We start from the raw sequence: 15668 nt of genomic DNA, 5'->3' as shown, positions 1-15668 counted from the left end.
GCGCGTCAATCGGCGCGCAGGCCGATCGCCTCGGTCAGCGCCGCGTAGCGGTCGATGTCGGCGCGGATCATGGCCTGAAAGGCGGCCGGCGTGCTGGTGGCGGGCGTGAACCCCTGTTCGCGCAATGCCACCTGCACGTCCGGGCGCTGCATGATGCGTGCCACCGCGACATTGATGCGGTCAATCACGGCCGGCGGCGTGGCGGCGGGCGCCAGCAAGCCGTGCCACTGGTCCAGCGCATAGTCCTTCACGCCCTGCTCGGCCACCGTGGCGACTTGCTGCAACAGCGGCGAACGCTTGGGCGAGGTCACCGCCAGCGCCCGCAGCTTGCCCGCCGCGATCAACGGCGCGGCGCTGGACGCGGTGACGATGCCCAGCGGCACCTGCCCCGCCATCACATCGGTCAAGGCCGGACCACACCCCTTGTACGGCACCTGCTGCAAGGCCGCGCCGGTCGCCCGGGCCAGCATCTCGCCCGCCAGATGCTGCGGCGTGCCGTTGCCGCAGGACGCGAACGGCAGCGGCTTGCCCGGCTGCGCCGCCTCCAGCGCATCGTCCAGGTTGCGCAGCGCGCTCGCGGCCGGCGTCACGAACACCGACGGCACGAAGGCCACGTTGATGACGGCGGCGAAATCGCGCTTGGGATCGAAACCCAGGTTGCGATAGACGCCGGGATTGATGGCGAAGGAACTGTTCACCATCAACAGCGTGTAGCCGTCCGGCGGGGCCTCGGCCACGGCGCGCGCGCCGATATTGCCACTGGCGCCGGGCCGGTTTTCCACGACCACGGGCTGACCCAGCTGTTCCTGCAGGCTGGCGCCGATACGGCGGGCCAGCAGGTCGGTGCCGCCTCCCGGCGGAAACGTCACCACGATGGTGATGGGGTGCGCGGGGTACGAGGCATCGGTCATCGGTTCGCCTGACGGCGAATTGCCGCAGGCGGCCAAGGCCAGCGCGGACAGGGCGGAAAGGCGGCTGAGAAGGCGGATCATGGTGTGGGCCTGCAATATGTCGGGCCGGTAAGCGGAAAGGTAAATGGCGCCTGCGCGCTCAAGCGTCCAGGCCGATGTCCAGCACCTTGGCGCTGTGCGTCAGCCAGCCCACGGCGATCTGGTCCACGCCGGTCGCCGCGATCTCGGCGGCCGTCTCGGGCGTGATGCGGCCCGAGGCTTCCGTGACCGCCCGGCCCCGCGCCATCGCCACGGCGCGGCGCAGATCATCCAGGCTCATGTTGTCCAGTAGGACCACGTCCACGCCCAGCGCCAGCGCGATCTCCAGCTGCTCCAGCGTGTCGACCTCCAGCTCGATCCTGACCATGTGGCCGACGCCCGCTCGGGCCCGGGCCACCGCATTGGGGATGCCACCCGCGAAGGCAATGTGGTTGTCCTTGATCAGCACCGCGTCGTCCAGGCCGAAGCGATGATTGCTGCCGCCTCCCACGCGCACGGCGTATTTCTGCAAGGCGCGCAGGCCCGGCATGGTCTTGCGCGTGCAGGTCACGCGCGCGCCATAGGGCGCCACCGCCCGCGCGATCGACGCGGTGGCGGTAGCGACGCCGCTCAGGTGGCAAAGGAAATTCAGCGCCACGCGTTCGGCCGTCAGCATGGCGCGGGCGCCGCCCTGGATGCGCGCGATCTCCGCGCCGGGTTCCAGCAGGCTGCCATCCGCTCGCGACACGCTGAAGCGGATCGCGGGATCCAGCGCGCGGAACGCCAGCCGCGCCAGATCCAGCCCGGCCAGCACGCCCTCCTGGCGCGCCACCAGGCGGGTTTCCGCCTGGGCGTCGGCGGGCACGATGGCATCCGTCGTCAAGTCTCCCGCGCGGCCCAGGTCCTCGAGCAGCGCGGCGCGCACCACAGGCTCCAGCATCACGTCCGGCAGCGGCGGAACGGGCAGGCGGTCGGTCGCTGCGGGGGCTTCAGTATTTATGCTCATAATGAGTATTTTTGAGTCAAAAAAAGGCACGCCTGATCGCGTGCCACTTATGCTAAGCATGAGCATAATCTTTGTCAAGCCTCGCGCGGCCCTCTGGACAGCGGCAGCTTGCTGCCCGCGATGGCTCGTTCCAGCAGCACGTCGCGGCGGAACCGGAACAGCTTGGCCGGCCTGCCGGCGGTGCCCGAGGCCATGTCGCCGGTCTCCTCGACCAGATCCTGCTGCTCGATCAGCCGCCGGAAATTCTGCTTGTGCAGCCCGCGCCCCGCCAGCGCCTCCACGGCCTGCTGCAATTGCAGCAGCGTGAACTGGGCCGGCATCAGCTCGAACACGACGGGCCGGTACTTGATCTTGGCGCGCAGCCGCGCGATGCCGGTGGCCAGGATGCGGCGATGGTCATGGCGCATGGGCTCGCCCGGCAAGGCCTCGCCCCCGACAGCCCCGCGCCGCGCGGCCTCGGGCACCAGGCCCGCCTCGAACAGCAGTTCGTAGCGCTGCAGCACCATGTCCTCGTTCCAGGCCGCGCCATTCAGGCCGAACGTAATGTCCGCTCGCTGGCGGCGACGCGCGCGCGAGGCCTGATCCGCGCCCGCCTCGCACCAGGCGGCCAGCCGCGGCGCGATGGCCTCGTCCAGCAGCGCGGGCACGCCGGCGCGCCGGTCTTCCCAGGGGAAATAGCGATACCAGTCCTGCCAGCCGACCTGCGCGACGCCGGTCTCGCCGGCCTCCCGCGTCAGGCCCAGATAGCTCACCGACATGACTCGCGCGCCCGACTCGTCGGAGCGGTCGCCGTCGGCGAAGGTGTAGAGCTGCTCGACATAGCCTAGCGGATGATGCGTCTGCGCCTCGACCCAGGCCCGCAGCCCCGCCTGCAGCGAACGGTGCGACAGCTCGAACGGCCCGGCCGGCAAGGCGCGCGCGTCTTCCGTGGTCAGCACCCTGGGCTCGCCGTTGGTGACGGCGACCAGCACGGCGACTAGCTCGGCATGGACGGAACGCGCGACGGATTCGGTCAAGGCGGTATCGGGCGCAAGAATATGACGCAGGCGGGCGACATCGCTCGGGCTTAACAGAAGCGCCGGGCTGACGACAGGAAATACTTCAAGTGAGCAAACGGCCAATCACATTCGAAATGGCGCCGGTTCAGAATTTTGCCGTCGGGAGATGTGTACTGCGCATAGCGTTCCGAACTGAAAACGAATTTGTATGTCTGCGTCGCAACCTGGATTGCAGCTTCCGAAATGTCGGAATAACGGCCATAGGTCCAGGCAAAATAGTCGCACGGCTTGCCGGACAGGTTTTCCACGGCGGCCCTGCAATCGACGATCTGCGCCTTCAGGAAATCCGTCGCGTCAGACGTCATTCGCTCGTGGTCCATTGTGTGCGCACCGATGACGAACCCTCGATCCGCCAGCTCCCGGACCATGGCCGCATTCATGGGCGGCCTCGGGGGCAGATCAGGTACATTCTTTTTTAGGAATCGCTCTACGTATTCCTTATTGCCGTTGGTGAAGTTCGGATTGATGAAAAAAAGCGCGTTCGTTCCGAACTCTTCCAGCACAGGCGCGATATCCCGATAACAGTCAATAAAACCGTCATCGAAAGTGAACGCGATCATCGGCCGGGAAGGCTGGCGCCGTTGCCGCACCATGTCGCACGCCTCCTCCACCCGCACCAGGGTCGCCACCTTGCTGAGTTTGCGCAGCAGCGATCGGAATTTCTCCTGGCCTGCCCGCTCGTCCATGCCGATGATATGTCCGTTGAGGATATGGACAGCGGGCGAGATCCGCTTGAGCGGCCCGACGGCGCTCAGGAACGTGTCCCGCAAGAATTTTCTAGAAAGTGTCATAGTCAACGTAGGTGAATTGAAGCTTGTCCAAATCCCCGCTCCCTTCTCCAAACGCTACATAACCATAGGCCGAGCTCTCCCGCGAATGCCCATGGCCGGCCAGCATGGCAGCCAGCTTCGAGTCCGGGGAGCAATATGTTTTTATTCTGGCCACCCCGGCAAGCGCGGACGCCCAACGCAGTTTGCGAACCGCCGATGCCAGATCACCATCGGAACCATCGCTCACAATGTCACCGATGCAAACGTCGCCGTCATACTTGAGGAACATGACGGTCTTCCCGGACTGAAAGAACGCGCCACTTCCTTCCTTGTAGTCCCAAAAAACCTGATCCCGCACCACGCCTGAAGCTCCTGCGGCAAGCACTGAAGATCCCCGAGTCGGACAAGACTGCACTTTCTTGAAGAACAGTGAAAACATGACCCATAGCCACCTTTCCTGCAGGCGGGAGACAAAGGCCGATTTCTTGGCAAGCAGGTTGATTGGCGCCGTGACCGCAAAGATATTGATGGCCACGGTACTGTAGGGGTGCTTCCACGCGAGCTTCTTGACAAAACCGGGATAGGAATTCGCATTGGGAAATCCAAATACGAACGCAATACCCTCGTCCTTTGCGAGCGCATAGGTCCTCTTTGCCAGCTCGATGAAAAGACCCTTGCCTCTATGATCGGGATGCGTCATGGTATCCCCCGACTGTGCGGCCAGCACCTGCCTGCCCTCGACAAGCAACCGCATGGGAAAAACACCATAGTAGGCGGCGGCTGTCGTATCGCCATTCTTGTAGGCCAGGTATCCGACGTTCTGGGCGCCGAATCTTTCCGTGTCGTATTTTTTCTTCATGCGCGGCACATCTGGCGAACTGCCGTTCACCACCGCCATCAGCGCGATGAGGTCGGAAAAATTCTCGGAATTCAAGCGAACGAAATTGTATTCGCTCATGTTTCCCCCGTTCGTGGAATGGATTGGAGAGCGCGATTCCGAACCATGCCGGACATACCGACGAGGAAATGTCATCCGCCGAATCGTCCAGTCCAGCCATATCGCGCCCGCAACCGGAAATCAGATGAAAGCGCAGGGCCGACAAAGCAAGATGGAGGCCGACCGATGCGGCCATGATATTACTCTAAAACCAGTATCGGACCAGGGTCTTCCCACAGACGGAAGCCTCTGCTTACGTCGACCAATCGCAAACATTCCCTGCACATCTTGCGCACTCGCGCACTGCAGCCGCGCAGCCGGTCAGGCCATGGAGCCGCCGCGCCGATGTCTTACCAATCCCAGCACGTCCGAGGGGCAGGCGCGCCACATGCGCGATATTTCACCGAATACCACAATTTTCCGCCATTGCGGGGCGGCGAACCGGGAGCCTTGAGATCGTTGCGCGATAGTTCTTCCAGTGCATCCCGCGCATTCTTGGTCGGCGTACCGCTGCCCGCATTGGGAACCAACCTGATACGACCAAGCTGCACCGCCGTCTTGTCGTCGAACACAACATCGGAATCTGCGAGCACCGCCATCTTGAGCGCCGCTTCACGCACCGCTGCGGAATAGCCATCGCTGGAGCCCTTGGGTTGAAGATCCTTGTCCAGAGTGCTCACGGCCAGGATTTCCGGCAGCGGCGCGGGCTTTGCCATTTTATAGAAATCAAGCGAACGCAGCTGCCCCGAGCTTACTTGCCGGCGCAACCAGTCGCCCCAGAGGAACTCCGCGAATTCGGGCAGCCTGCTGTTGTCGTATGCGATGTCGCGAGCGAAATAGACCAGTGAGCGATACCGGTCTTCCTCCATGCCCCCGGGCTCGGTCGCATTCGCCAGCCCGAGTCGCGTCGGCAACTGCTCCACGGTAATCGGACGGTTCTGGCCATCGCGGCGCAGCCAGGCCTTGCGCTCATCGACCAGGCGCTGCCAGAACGCCTTGGCGTCGGCCATGTCGCTGTAGTTGGCGTCGACCTTGACCCACACCGGCAGCTTGGGCCCGCCATCGAAGATCTCGCGCAGCGCCGAAAAGCTGTGATGGCCGTCGGTGAGATACAGATTGCCGTCCCAACCCACCACCACCGTCTTCATCGCGGTGGCGTCCGCGCCCGGCGCGTTCAGGCAGCTGAAGGTCTCCGGCTTGTCCAGCCGCGCCGCCTGCGCCTGGGCAATGCTGGCGAACGGCTGCGCGCGCTTGCCCGCGCCGGTGTCCTCACAATAGTCGTCGAACTTCTTGCCGACGGTGCGGTTCAGATAGTCGATCTGGTTGGTGGTATCGCCGGCCCAGGTGGGACGGGCGAAATCGCCTTGCCAACGGCCCAGCTTGTAGTAGATCTGGTCGTAGCCGATGGCGGCCTGCGTGGGATTCAGATCTTCGATGCGGACCTTGATCACATCGCCCGGCTTCGCCTTCAGGTACGCCTGGTTCTTTGCCGGCGTTTCCGGCTTGGGCGGCACTGGCGTCTCGGGCACCGGCGCGGGTTGCGCCACCGGTTCGTCGTCGTCGCTGCTGCCATTGCAGGCGGCCAGGGCCAGCGGCAGCAACGCCATGGCGATCAGGCGCGCGCCCGGAAACGGAAACAGGGAAAGCCGGCGAGTCAGCGTAGGGGTCATGAGTATCAACAGGAAGATCGAACGAGATCCGCGATGATGACAGCCGCATGCTGCGCGGACGTGACATGCGCCAAGGCCGTCACGGGCCTGTCACCACGCGGACCGCCGGAACTCAGAACGACACGCAGGCCGCCTGCCGCACCCGCAACGTCGCCTCCTGCCGGAAACGCGTCTGATACTCCGTCCGGATATCGCGCACCGCCGCCTCGCTGACCGAGTCGCCCGGATGCACCAGGTTCAGCACATAGGACGGCTCGCGCACGATCGCGCCATCGTTGTCGCGCCACTGGCCGGAGGCCTGCCACACCGTCAGGCCCTGCGGAAAGCGCGGCGTCACGGACTCGGCCAGGAAGGACGTCCATTCCTGCGGCGACACCGGGCCGGACGGGGTGTCGGTGCCCAGGAATATCTGGTCGTTGACCATGTTCGTCTCGTTGGGCGCGCAGGCGCGGGATGCGGGGTTGGTCACGCAGCCGGCCGTCAGGGCGGCGGCGCATAGCGACAGGGCAAGGCGCGCGAGCTTGGGCGTGAAGGGCATGAGGATGGCTCCGGGTTCTGAGGAAGCGGAACTGTTGGCTGGTAACCGGCCGCAGCGCCGATGCGTCTGTGTCAGGTTGATGGTCAAGCCTGACGGTCAGACCTGCCCGCCAATATAGGGCTTGCATGGGTCTGGCGTGAGTCGATCCTGCGCCCAGGCGCTGGATTTTTCATGCGGGCCTTCAAGGCGCGCCGCAAGCAAAAAGCCCCTGAACTCGCGCTGAGTTCAAGGGCTTGGGATGCATTCTTGGCGGACAGAGGGGGATTCGAACCCCCGATACGCTTTTGACGTATACACGCTTTCCAGGCGTGCGCCTTCAACCACTCGGCCACCTGTCCTGATCGTCCTAGGGACGCCGCATTGCTGAAAATGCGAATCCGCGATTCTAGCAGATTGCCGGGAAAGCCGCACGTCGGGAAAGAAAAAGGGGACGCCAAAGGCGTCCCCCCGTCCGGCCAGCCGGTTCAGGCCGCCGCTTGCGGCGCTTCCTGCTCGCGATAGGCGCTGACCGTGCCGTCCGGCTCGGTCTCTTCGAGCCTGACCTTGAAACCCCACAGCCGGGCCAGGTGCTTCATCACCTGCTCCGCGTCGTCGCCGGCCAGGGGACGGCCGCGGCTCTTCAGGTGGCGCAACACCAGCGAGCGGTCGGTGTCGCGGTTGAAGCGCACCACCTGCACATCGGGCACCAGGTTGTCGCGGTTGTGCTGCGCGGCCAGCAGGCGGCGGATGTCGCGGTAGCCCTCGTCGTCATGGATCGCGGCCACTTCCAGCTTGGGATTGGCCTGGTGATCCGAGATGGCGAAGAAGCGGAACTCGCGGATCAGCTTGGGCGACAGGTACTGCGAGATGAAGGACTCATCCTTGAAGTTGCGCATGGCGAAGTCCAGCGTCTTCAGCCAGTCGCCGCCGGCGATGTCGGGGAACCAGCGGCGGTCTTCCGGCGTGGGCGCCTCGCAGATGCGGCGGATGTCCGACATCATCGCGAATCCCAGCGCATACGGATTGATGCCGCCGTAGCCGCGTTCGTCGAAGCCGCGCTGGCTGACCACGTTGGTATGGCTCTGCAGGAACTCCATCATGAAGCCGTCGTTGACCAGCCCCTTCTCATGCAGGCGGTTCAGGATGGTGTAGTGCCAGAACGTGGCCCAGCCCTCGTTCATGACCTTGGTCTGGGTCTGCGGATAGAAGTACTGCGCGATCTTGCGCACGATCCGCACCAGCTCCTTCTGCCACGGCGCGAGCTTGGGCGAGTACTTCTCGATGAAGTACAGCAGGTTCTCTTCGGGCTCGGGCGGGAAGTTCGAGGACTGGCTGTGCGTGTCCTTGCCCTCTTCCAGGCGCGGCAGCGTGCGCCAGAGGTCGTTGTACTGCAGCCGCGCATGCTCCTGGCGCTCGGCCTGGCGCGCCGCCTCTTCCTTGTACGAGATCGGCGTGGGCCGCTTGTAGCGGTCTACCCCGTGGTGCGACAGCGCATGGCAGGAGTCCAGCACGGCCTCGACCGCATCGATGCCGTAGCGGTCCTCGCAGGACATGACGTACTTGCGCGCGAACACCAGGTAGTCCAGCACGCCGTCGGCGTCGGTCCACTGGCGGAACAGGTAATTGCCCTTGAAGAAGGAGTTGTGGCCATAACAGGCGTGCGCGATCACCAGCGCCTGCATCGTCATGGAGTTTTCTTCCATGAGATACGAAATGCAGGGATTGGAGTTGATCACGATCTCGTAGGCCAGCCCCTGCATGCCGCGCCGGTAGAACTGCTCGTTGCGGATGAATTCCTTGCCGTAGGACCAGTGCGGATAACCGATAGGCAGGCCCGCCGACGCATAGGCATCGAGCATCTGCTCCGAGGTGATGACCTCGATCTGGTTCGGGTAGGTATCCAGCCCGTACTCGCGCGCGACCTGCGAGATCGCGTCGTCGTAGGTCTGCAGCAACTCGAACGTCCATTCGGAGCCCTGCGAGATCGGCCGAGAGCCTCCGGCCGCATCCGGCTCCACGAGTGCACCCGCGATGGCATTCATACCGTTTCCTTCTTGAACAGGTCATGGAACACGGGGTAGATCTCCCCGCGATCGCAGATCCGCCGCATCACGAAATGCGGCTCCAGCTTCTGTTCGTACTCGGCCCACAGGCTGCTCTTGCGCGCCTCCTGCGAGTCGGGCACCTCGATGTAGGCGAAGTAGCGCGTGGCCGGCAGCAGGTGCTCGGCCAGGAAGCGCGCGCTCTTGCCCGCGTCGGCGCCGAACGAGTCGCCGTCGCTGGCCTGGGCCGCGTAGACGTTCCAGGCGCTGGGCGGATAGCGCTTTTCCAGAATCTCCCGCATCAGTTCCAGCGCCGACAGCACGATGGTGCCGCCGCTCTTCGGGTCGTAGAAGAAGGTGCGCTCGTCCACTTCCTCGGCGTTGTCGGTATGGCGGATGAACACCAGATCGACGTGCTCGTACTTGCGCGACAGGAACAGGTACAGCAGCGTGAAGAAACGCTTGGCCAGGTCCTTCTTGCCTTCGTCCATCGAACCGGACACGTCCATCAGGCAGAACATGACGGCGCGCGCCATGGGGATGGAGACCGACACCCGGTTGCGGTAGCGCAGATCCAGGTCGTCCAGGAAGGGCACGCGCGCCAGGCGCTCGCGGCAGTCCTCGACGTCCTGCTCCAGCGCGCGGATCTCGTCGGCGCCCGCGCCGGCGGCCAGGGCCTTGGCCAGGCGTTCCTCGGCGTCTTCCAGGTCCGCGCGCGCCTTGACGCTCAGCGCCACGCGGCGCGCCAGCGATGACTTGAGCGTGCGGCTGATGCTCAACATGCTGGGCGAACCCGTGGTGGTGTAGCCGGCGCGCTGCCACTTGCGCTGGCTGACCTCGCCCAATTGGTTGCGCGCCAGGTTGGGAAGTTCCAGATCTTCGAAGAACAGGTTCAGGAATTCAGCGCGCGACAGGCTGAAGGTGAACTGATCGACCGCCTCGCCCTCGCCGGGCTCGGATCCGCCCTGCCCCTGCCCGCCTCCCTGCGGCCGGTCGAAGGTGTCTCCCTTGGCAAACTCGCGGTTGCCGGGATGCACCATCTCGCGGTCGCCGCCCTGCCCGTGATGGAAGGTAGGCTCGGAGATGTCGCGCGCGGGCAGGTTGACCTCACCGCCCTGATCCATATCCTGGATCGAGCGGTCGCGGATCATGCCATGCACCGCCTTGCGGATCTGGTCCTTGTAGCGCCGGAGAAAACGTTCCCGGTTGACGGCGCTCTTGTTGCGCCCGTTAAGACGGCGATCGATCAGTGAATTCATGATTCACCTCGCTCAGGAAGACTTCCTTACACGGAGGTACCACTCGCACAGCAGTCGGACCTGCTTCTCCGTGTATCCCTTCTCGACCATGCGGTCGACGAAACTCTGGTGCTTGGACTTATCCTCGGCCGATGCCTTGGCGTTGAACGAGATCACCGGCAGCAGATCTTCCGTGTTCGAGAACATCTTCTTCTCGATCACTTCGCGCAGCTTTTCATAGCTGGTCCAGGTCGGATTGCGACCGTTGTTGTTGGCGCGGGCGCGCAGCACGAAGTTGACGATCTCGTTGCGGAAGTCCTTCGGGTTGGCGATGCCGGCCGGCTTCTCGATCTTCTCCAGCTCATCGTTCAAGGCGCTGCGATCGAAGCTCTCGCCGGTTTCCGGGTCGCGGAATTCCTCGTCCTGGATCCAGCAGTCGGCGAAGGTCACGTAGCGGTCGAAGATGTTCTGGCCGTACTCGGAGTAGGACTCCAGGTACGCTGTCTGGATCTCCTTGCCGATGAACTCGGCGTAGCGCGGCGCCAGGTAGCCCTTGATGAATTCGAGATAGCGCCGGCGAACCTCGTCGGGATAGTCCTCGCGGCCGATGCGCTGCTCGAGCACATACATCAGGTGCACCGGGTTGGCGGCGACCTCGGTCTGGTCGTAGTTGAAGACGCTGGACAGGATCTTGTAGGCGAAGCGCGTGGACACGCCGGTCATGCCTTCGTCGGTGCCGGCGTAGTCCTTGTATTCCTGCAAGGCCTTGGCCTTCGGATCCACGTCCTTCAGGCTCTCGCCGTCATAGACGCGCAGCTTCGAATAGATGCTGGAATTCTCCGGCTCCTTCAGGCGCGTCAGCACCGAGAACTGCGCCATCACGTCCAGCGTTCCCGGCGCGCAGGGCGCCGTCGACAGCGAGCTGTGATGCAGCAGCTTCTCGTAGATGCGAACCTCTTCCGACACCTGCAGGCAGTACGGGACCTTGACGATGTAGATACGGTCGAGGAAGGCCTCGTTGTGCTTGTTGTTGCGGAAGGTCTGCCATTCCGATTCGTTCGAGTGCGCCAGGATGCTGCCGTTGAACGGAATCGCGGAAAAGCCCTCGGTGCCCTTGAAGTTGCCTTCCTGCGTGGCGGTCAAGAGCGGGTGCAGCATCTTGATCGGCGCCTTGAACATTTCCACGAACTCGAGCAGCCCCTGATTGGCCAGGCACAACCCGCCCGAGTAGCTGTAGGCGTCGGGATCGTCCTGCGAATGGCGATCGAGCTTGCGGATGTCCACCTTGCCGACCAGGGACGAGATGTCCTGGTTGTTCTCGTCGCCCGGCTCGGTCTTGGCGATGGCCACCTGGCGCAGCACCGAGGGATTCAGGCGCACGACGCGGAACTGCGAGATGTCGCCGTCGAATTCCTTCAGGCGCTTGATGGCCCACGGCGACATGATGCCGGTGAGGTAGCGGCGCGGAATGCCGTATTCCTTTTCCAGCGTCTCGCCGAAGCGTTCCGGATGGAACAGGCCCAGCGGCGATTCGTTGACGGGCGAGCCCTTGAGCGCGTAGATGGGGAAACGCTCCATCAGCACCTTGAGCCGTTCGGCGATGGACGACTTGCCGCCGCCCACGGGGCCCAGCAGATAGAGGATCTGCTTGCGCTCTTCCAGTCCCTGCGCGGCATGCTTGAAGAACGCGACGATCTGCCCGATCACGTCCTCCATGCCGTAGAACTCCTGGAACGCTGGATAGCGCCGGATGGTCCGGTTGGAAAACAAGCGGGAAAGGCGCGGGTCGTTGCGCGTATCCACGACCTCGGGCTCGCCGATCGCCGCGAGCATGCGCTCGGCGGGACTGGCGTATGCCATGGGATCGCTCTTGGCCAGGCTCAGATATTCCTCAAGGGAAAGCTCTGACTCCTGCTCTCTTGCATACTGCGACTTGAAGCCTTCGACGATGTTTTGCACGGAAACCTCCTACAACACGCGAAAAAGCCATTACGTCCCGACTTGTCCCCATTGTGCCTCAGTGCCATCGCAATACTTCCGTATTGCAATACAAACTCGCGATAAGCATTTTCAGCGTAGCCGTATGTTGCTTTCGCCACACATCGGCCATAAGGCGTATCGGGGTCCTTTCCAATTAGGCTGCACCCTTTGGACACTAGTTCCGTCAGGGAATGCAACTTCGGTGAATAAGTTCGCTCGATCGACTTCAGCATATCGCCGTAGTGAGCGCGCAAAATGCGGCCGTATACGAAATGGTCGGCAATGATTTGAAGGGATGAGCGATATCCCATGGATTCTTATGCGCGGGAGATGTCGGTCCCGCAAGGCTCGCCATGCGATCGCGGCGAGCGGCCTGAACGTCGCGCTGCGGCTTCGTTCAGCGGCGTGCTGATGCGGCGTGAAAAAGCGCCAGCCAGACAGCACGCGAATCCTAGGTGTGACGAGGGCGCGTGGCTGAGAACGGTACGAACCGCGGGCGTAGCGCCAAGTCATGCACCTATGCTAAGCCCAATTGACCGTTTTGTGGCAATTCATTTGCCGCGAGTCTGCAAAAAATATAAAACGCCGTCTGCGAAAAGCACGTCAAGAACACTTCAAGCACGCGTCAGAAATGCAAGGCGCGCGGATGCTGAATGATTCGCGGACATCTGGCAGCCGGCCCGATGGAGTGCTAATACCCATGCCACGCGCAAGGGTTGCTTGCGGCGCTAGAATCACGGCTTTGCGCAATCGCGCCCACCTCCGAAGCCGCATCCGCCACCCATGCCGTCCCGCCTGCGAAACGTGGTTCGCCGGTACCTGTCTTCCGCCCTCGCGGCGCGTGGACGCGTTGCCGTCGTCCTGTGCAGCGTCCTCGTGGCGGCTTGCGGCAAGACCGATCCGGCCTTGGACAACGATGCCTATGTCTGGCAACGCCGCTGGACGCCGGCCGTGACCGCGGCAATGTCCGACAGCGCCGATCTGGTGCGGACCTGGCGAGTGCTGGCCGCCGACGTGGCCCCGGACGGTAAATGGTCCGACGCGGCGCCCGCCCTGCCGGCCCTGGCCGCCGCCGGCCGGCCGGCCATCATGGTGCTGCGCTTCGACGGCCGCGTGGACGGTTTGCGCGACGCCGAGATCCATGCGCGCATCGCGGCCTTGCGCGATTCATGGCAACGGGCCGGCATCGCGCTGGCGGGCGTGGAAATCGACTACGACTGCGCCACCTCCAAGCTGCCGGCGTACACGCGCTTCCTTGCCGGCCTGCGCGCGCGCCTGGATCCGTCCATCTCCCTGTCCATCACCGCCCTGCCGACCTGGCTGGACAGTCCCGCGCTCGCCGCCCTGCTCGCCATCCCCGACGAAAGCGTGCTGCAGGTCCATGCCGTGCTCAGTCCGACGCGCGGACTGTTCGATGCCAAGCGCGCGCAGGCCTGGCTGGACGCCTATGCGGTGCAGACCCGCAAGCCCTGGCGCGTGGCCCTGCCCGCCTACGGCAGCCGCGTCGCCTGGGACGACGAGGGCAGGATCGCAGCGGTCGAAAGCGAGCAGCCCGCGCTCATGCCTGGCGGACGCTCGGCGGAGCTGCTCGTGACGCCCGCCGAAATGGCGGCCTTCGTCTCCCGCATCGAAGACCGGCGCCCGCCCGGCCTGGCCGGCATAGTCTGGTTCCGGCTGCCGACCCGCGTCGACGCTCGCGCCTGGAGCCTGCCGACGTGGCGCGCCGTGCTGGCGCGCCAACCGCTGCGTCCGGCGCTGTCCGTCAGCGCGCAGGCCGCCGCCGGCGGCGCGCGCGACCTCATACTCGCGAACGCCGGCGATGCCGACGCCGCACTCCCCTTCGCCGTGCGGCTGGACGGCGCCTGCGCCGCCGCCGACGGCATCAACGGCTACACGCTGGAACGCGACGGACTAGGCATCTACCTGCGTCGCGCGCAGGAAGGCCTGCTGCACGCCGGCGCCCAACGCAACATCGGCTGGATACGCTGTGAACACGAACCGACCAACCTCCATGTCCAACCCTAAGAAACTCGCAAAAGCGCTCCTGCTTGCCGGCCTCATCGGCGCCGGCGTGGTCATTGCCTGCGGCCCCGACTTCCCCGCGCAACTGCTGGACGACCGCGGCGGCACGCTGCACGCCACGCCGTCCAACTCGTTCCGCTACGAGGCGGCGCGGCTGACGCCAGCCACCGACGCGCTGCGGGCCCGCGACACCGATCCGTACTATCAGCCGCCGCAGGCGTACATACCGGAAGACGACGATCCAGAACTGAACGCCGCCCAGCGCGACGCCATCCGCAAGATGCGCGCGCAGGCCGACGGCGACGCGGCCTACGCCGCCGGCGCCGGCGTCCCGGAAGCCGCGCGCCTGTATGCCGCCGGCGCGGTGGACTACCTGCTGGCACAGCGCGAACCGGGCGAGCTCGGCGAACAGCGGCTGGCGCGGGCGCAGCAACGCTTCCAGGCCATCCTCGCGCTGCCGGCCGCGCAGGCTGTCGCACGCAGCGTGTGGGCGTCGTACATGCTGGCTGATATCGGGGACATCTCCAGTGCCATCCACGACGATGCCGCCGCGCGGGCACAAACCGCCAAGGCCTACGAACACGCCCGCGCACTGGCGCGCGCCGGCGCACCGGATCCGCTGGGCCTGGCCGTCGCCAGCTACGGCCAGCAGGCGCGCCTGCTGCTGACCGGCGCTCAAGGCGAGTGCAGCTATGTTGATCTCCTGAACGACACCCCCTGCATGGACGCGGTTCCCGCAGCCGCGCTCAAGCAGGCCATCCGCCTGTACGCCGAACAGGCAGCGCGCGGCTCGTCCAGCGGCCATGCGTCGCTGCGCCTGCTGGCCAGCTGGGCGCTGGGCACGTCCGAACGCGCCCGCGCCTTGATCGACGATCCCGTCGCGCAAGGGCTGCTGGTGTCCTATGCGCTGGCGCGGCTCGGCGACATCGTCGACGGCCAGCCCGACAGCGCTTTCGATGCCTACGCCAACTTCGACGCCACCGGCCAGCCCGGCTTGGCCGATTCGGCGCGCGGCGCGCCCAATGTCGAACCCAATCCCACGCTCAAGTCCCTGGTCTCGGCGCTGCAGGCGCTGGACGTGCGGCAGGTGGCGAACGCCGACCGCGTCGCCGCCCTGGCCTATCGCATCGGCCGCTACGACCTGGCGCAATCGCTGGCCAGCCGGCTGGACACGGCGCTGGCCTGGTGGGTGCGTGCCAAGCTGGCGCTGCGCCAGGGCGACTCGGTCCAGGCAGCGCAGGCCTATGCCCGTGCCGCCGCCGCGTTCCCGCGCGCCGATGGCAGTCTCGACGCCGACAGCGCGGGACGCCTGCGGGCCGAACAGGGCGTGCTGACCCTGTCGCGCGGCCAGTATGTCGAAGCGCTGGACCAGTTGCTGCGGGCGGGCGGCCCGCTGGACACGGCGCGGCCCGCCGAAGAAGAAGGCTGGCCGATGGCGCCGTACTGGAACGACGCCGCCTATGTCGCCGAACGCGTGCTGACGCTGGACGAACTCAAAC

At 64.9% G+C, this 15668-nt stretch carries 11 protein-coding genes, 1 tRNA gene and 1 pseudogene; 2 read left to right on the top strand and 11 right to left on the bottom strand.

The genetic code is table 11. From position 1 onward, the window contains the following. Nucleotides 1–5: 5 nt before the first annotated feature. The 11 genes from KDH83_RS01375 to KDH83_RS01325 all read right to left on the bottom strand — a co-directional run bounded on the left by KDH83_RS01375 (nucleotide 6) and on the right by KDH83_RS01325 (nucleotide 12126). Nucleotides 6–992, bottom strand: a complete 987-nt coding sequence (locus KDH83_RS01375; protein WP_212312314.1) for a tripartite tricarboxylate transporter substrate binding protein — start codon at nucleotides 990–992, stop codon at nucleotides 6–8. 58 nt (nucleotides 993–1050) lie between these two features. Next, nucleotides 1051–1935 carry a carboxylating nicotinate-nucleotide diphosphorylase gene (gene nadC, locus KDH83_RS01370; protein ID WP_212312313.1) on the bottom strand — a complete coding sequence of 295 codons (885 nt, stop codon included), beginning with the start codon at nucleotides 1933–1935 and terminating at the stop codon, nucleotides 1051–1053. Nucleotides 1936–2009: 74 nt separating this feature from the next. After that, complete coding sequence (locus KDH83_RS01365) at nucleotides 2010–2951, bottom strand: hypothetical protein (RefSeq protein ID WP_212312311.1); 942 nt, start codon at nucleotides 2949–2951, stop codon at nucleotides 2010–2012. 50 nt (nucleotides 2952–3001) lie between these two features. Continuing rightward, on the bottom strand, nucleotides 3002–3763 hold the full coding sequence (locus KDH83_RS01360) for a polysaccharide deacetylase family protein (protein ID WP_212312309.1): 762 nt from the start codon (nucleotides 3761–3763) through the stop codon (nucleotides 3002–3004). A 7-nt stretch (nucleotides 3764–3770) separates the two neighbouring features. Continuing rightward, entirely contained in the window at nucleotides 3771–4721 is a 951-nt protein-coding gene (locus tag KDH83_RS01355; RefSeq protein WP_212312307.1) for a GNAT family N-acetyltransferase, read from the bottom strand. Nucleotides 4722–5050: 329 nt separating this feature from the next. Continuing rightward, nucleotides 5051–6370, bottom strand: coding sequence for a ParB-like protein (locus KDH83_RS01350; protein ID WP_212312305.1), 1320 nt, complete (start codon nucleotides 6368–6370; stop codon nucleotides 5051–5053). Between the two features lie 112 nt (nucleotides 6371–6482). Beyond that, nucleotides 6483–6908: a DUF3574 domain-containing protein gene (locus tag KDH83_RS01345; protein ID WP_212312303.1), complete on the bottom strand. Its 426-nt coding sequence runs from the start codon at nucleotides 6906–6908 to the stop codon at nucleotides 6483–6485. A gap of 247 nt (nucleotides 6909–7155) precedes the next feature. Further along, nucleotides 7156–7246 (bottom strand) — tRNA-Ser (locus KDH83_RS01340). 126 nt (nucleotides 7247–7372) lie between these two features. Continuing rightward, nucleotides 7373–8929, bottom strand: a complete 1557-nt coding sequence (locus tag KDH83_RS01335) for a SpoVR family protein (protein WP_212312302.1) — start codon at nucleotides 8927–8929, stop codon at nucleotides 7373–7375. Then, the gene (locus KDH83_RS01330; protein WP_212312301.1) at nucleotides 8926–10188 is read right to left on the bottom strand and encodes a YeaH/YhbH family protein; all 1263 of its coding nucleotides are present in this window, start codon (nucleotides 10186–10188) and stop codon (nucleotides 8926–8928) included. The genes KDH83_RS01335 and KDH83_RS01330 overlap by 4 nt, the downstream gene beginning before the upstream one ends. Before the next feature lie 12 nt (nucleotides 10189–10200). Further along, the gene (locus tag KDH83_RS01325) at nucleotides 10201–12126 is read right to left on the bottom strand and encodes a PrkA family serine protein kinase (RefSeq protein WP_212312300.1); all 1926 of its coding nucleotides are present in this window, start codon (nucleotides 12124–12126) and stop codon (nucleotides 10201–10203) included. A 927-nt stretch (nucleotides 12127–13053) separates the two neighbouring features. On the opposite strand from KDH83_RS01325, the gene KDH83_RS01320 reads away from it, so the two are divergent. After that, complete coding sequence (locus tag KDH83_RS01320; RefSeq protein WP_249204752.1) at nucleotides 13054–14172, top strand: DUF3142 domain-containing protein; 1119 nt, start codon at nucleotides 13054–13056, stop codon at nucleotides 14170–14172. Further along, nucleotides 14159–15668: pseudogene (locus KDH83_RS01315) on the top strand (hypothetical protein); the annotation flags it as partial. The gene KDH83_RS01320 and the pseudogene KDH83_RS01315, both read left to right, overlap by 14 nt.

Source organism: Achromobacter sp. Marseille-Q0513, from assembly GCF_018195695.1.
Taxonomy (GTDB): Bacteria; Pseudomonadota; Gammaproteobacteria; order Burkholderiales; family Burkholderiaceae_B; genus Achromobacter.
This window is presented reverse-complemented; position numbering and strand designations above follow the sequence as displayed.

Bases quoted from the DNA above. Each gene is read 5' to 3' on its own strand.
- KDH83_RS01375 (WP_212312314.1), bottom strand. From the start codon at position 992: ATGATCCGCCTTCTCAGCCGCCTTTCCGCCCTGTCCGCGCTGGCCTTG.
- nadC (WP_212312313.1), bottom strand. From the start codon at position 1,935: ATGAGCATAAATACTGAAGCCCCCGCAGCGACCGACCGCCTGCCCGTT.
- KDH83_RS01355 (WP_212312307.1), bottom strand. From the start codon at position 4,721: ATGAGCGAATACAATTTCGTTCGCTTGAATTCCGAGAATTTTTCCGAC.
- KDH83_RS01350 (WP_212312305.1), bottom strand. From the start codon at position 6,370: ATGACCCCTACGCTGACTCGCCGGCTTTCCCTGTTTCCGTTTCCGGGC.
- KDH83_RS01345 (WP_212312303.1), bottom strand. From the start codon at position 6,908: ATGCCCTTCACGCCCAAGCTCGCGCGCCTTGCCCTGTCGCTATGCGCC.
- KDH83_RS01335 (WP_212312302.1), bottom strand. From the start codon at position 8,929: ATGAATGCCATCGCGGGTGCACTCGTGGAGCCGGATGCGGCCGGAGGC.
- KDH83_RS01330 (WP_212312301.1), bottom strand. From the start codon at position 10,188: ATGAATTCACTGATCGATCGCCGTCTTAACGGGCGCAACAAGAGCGCC.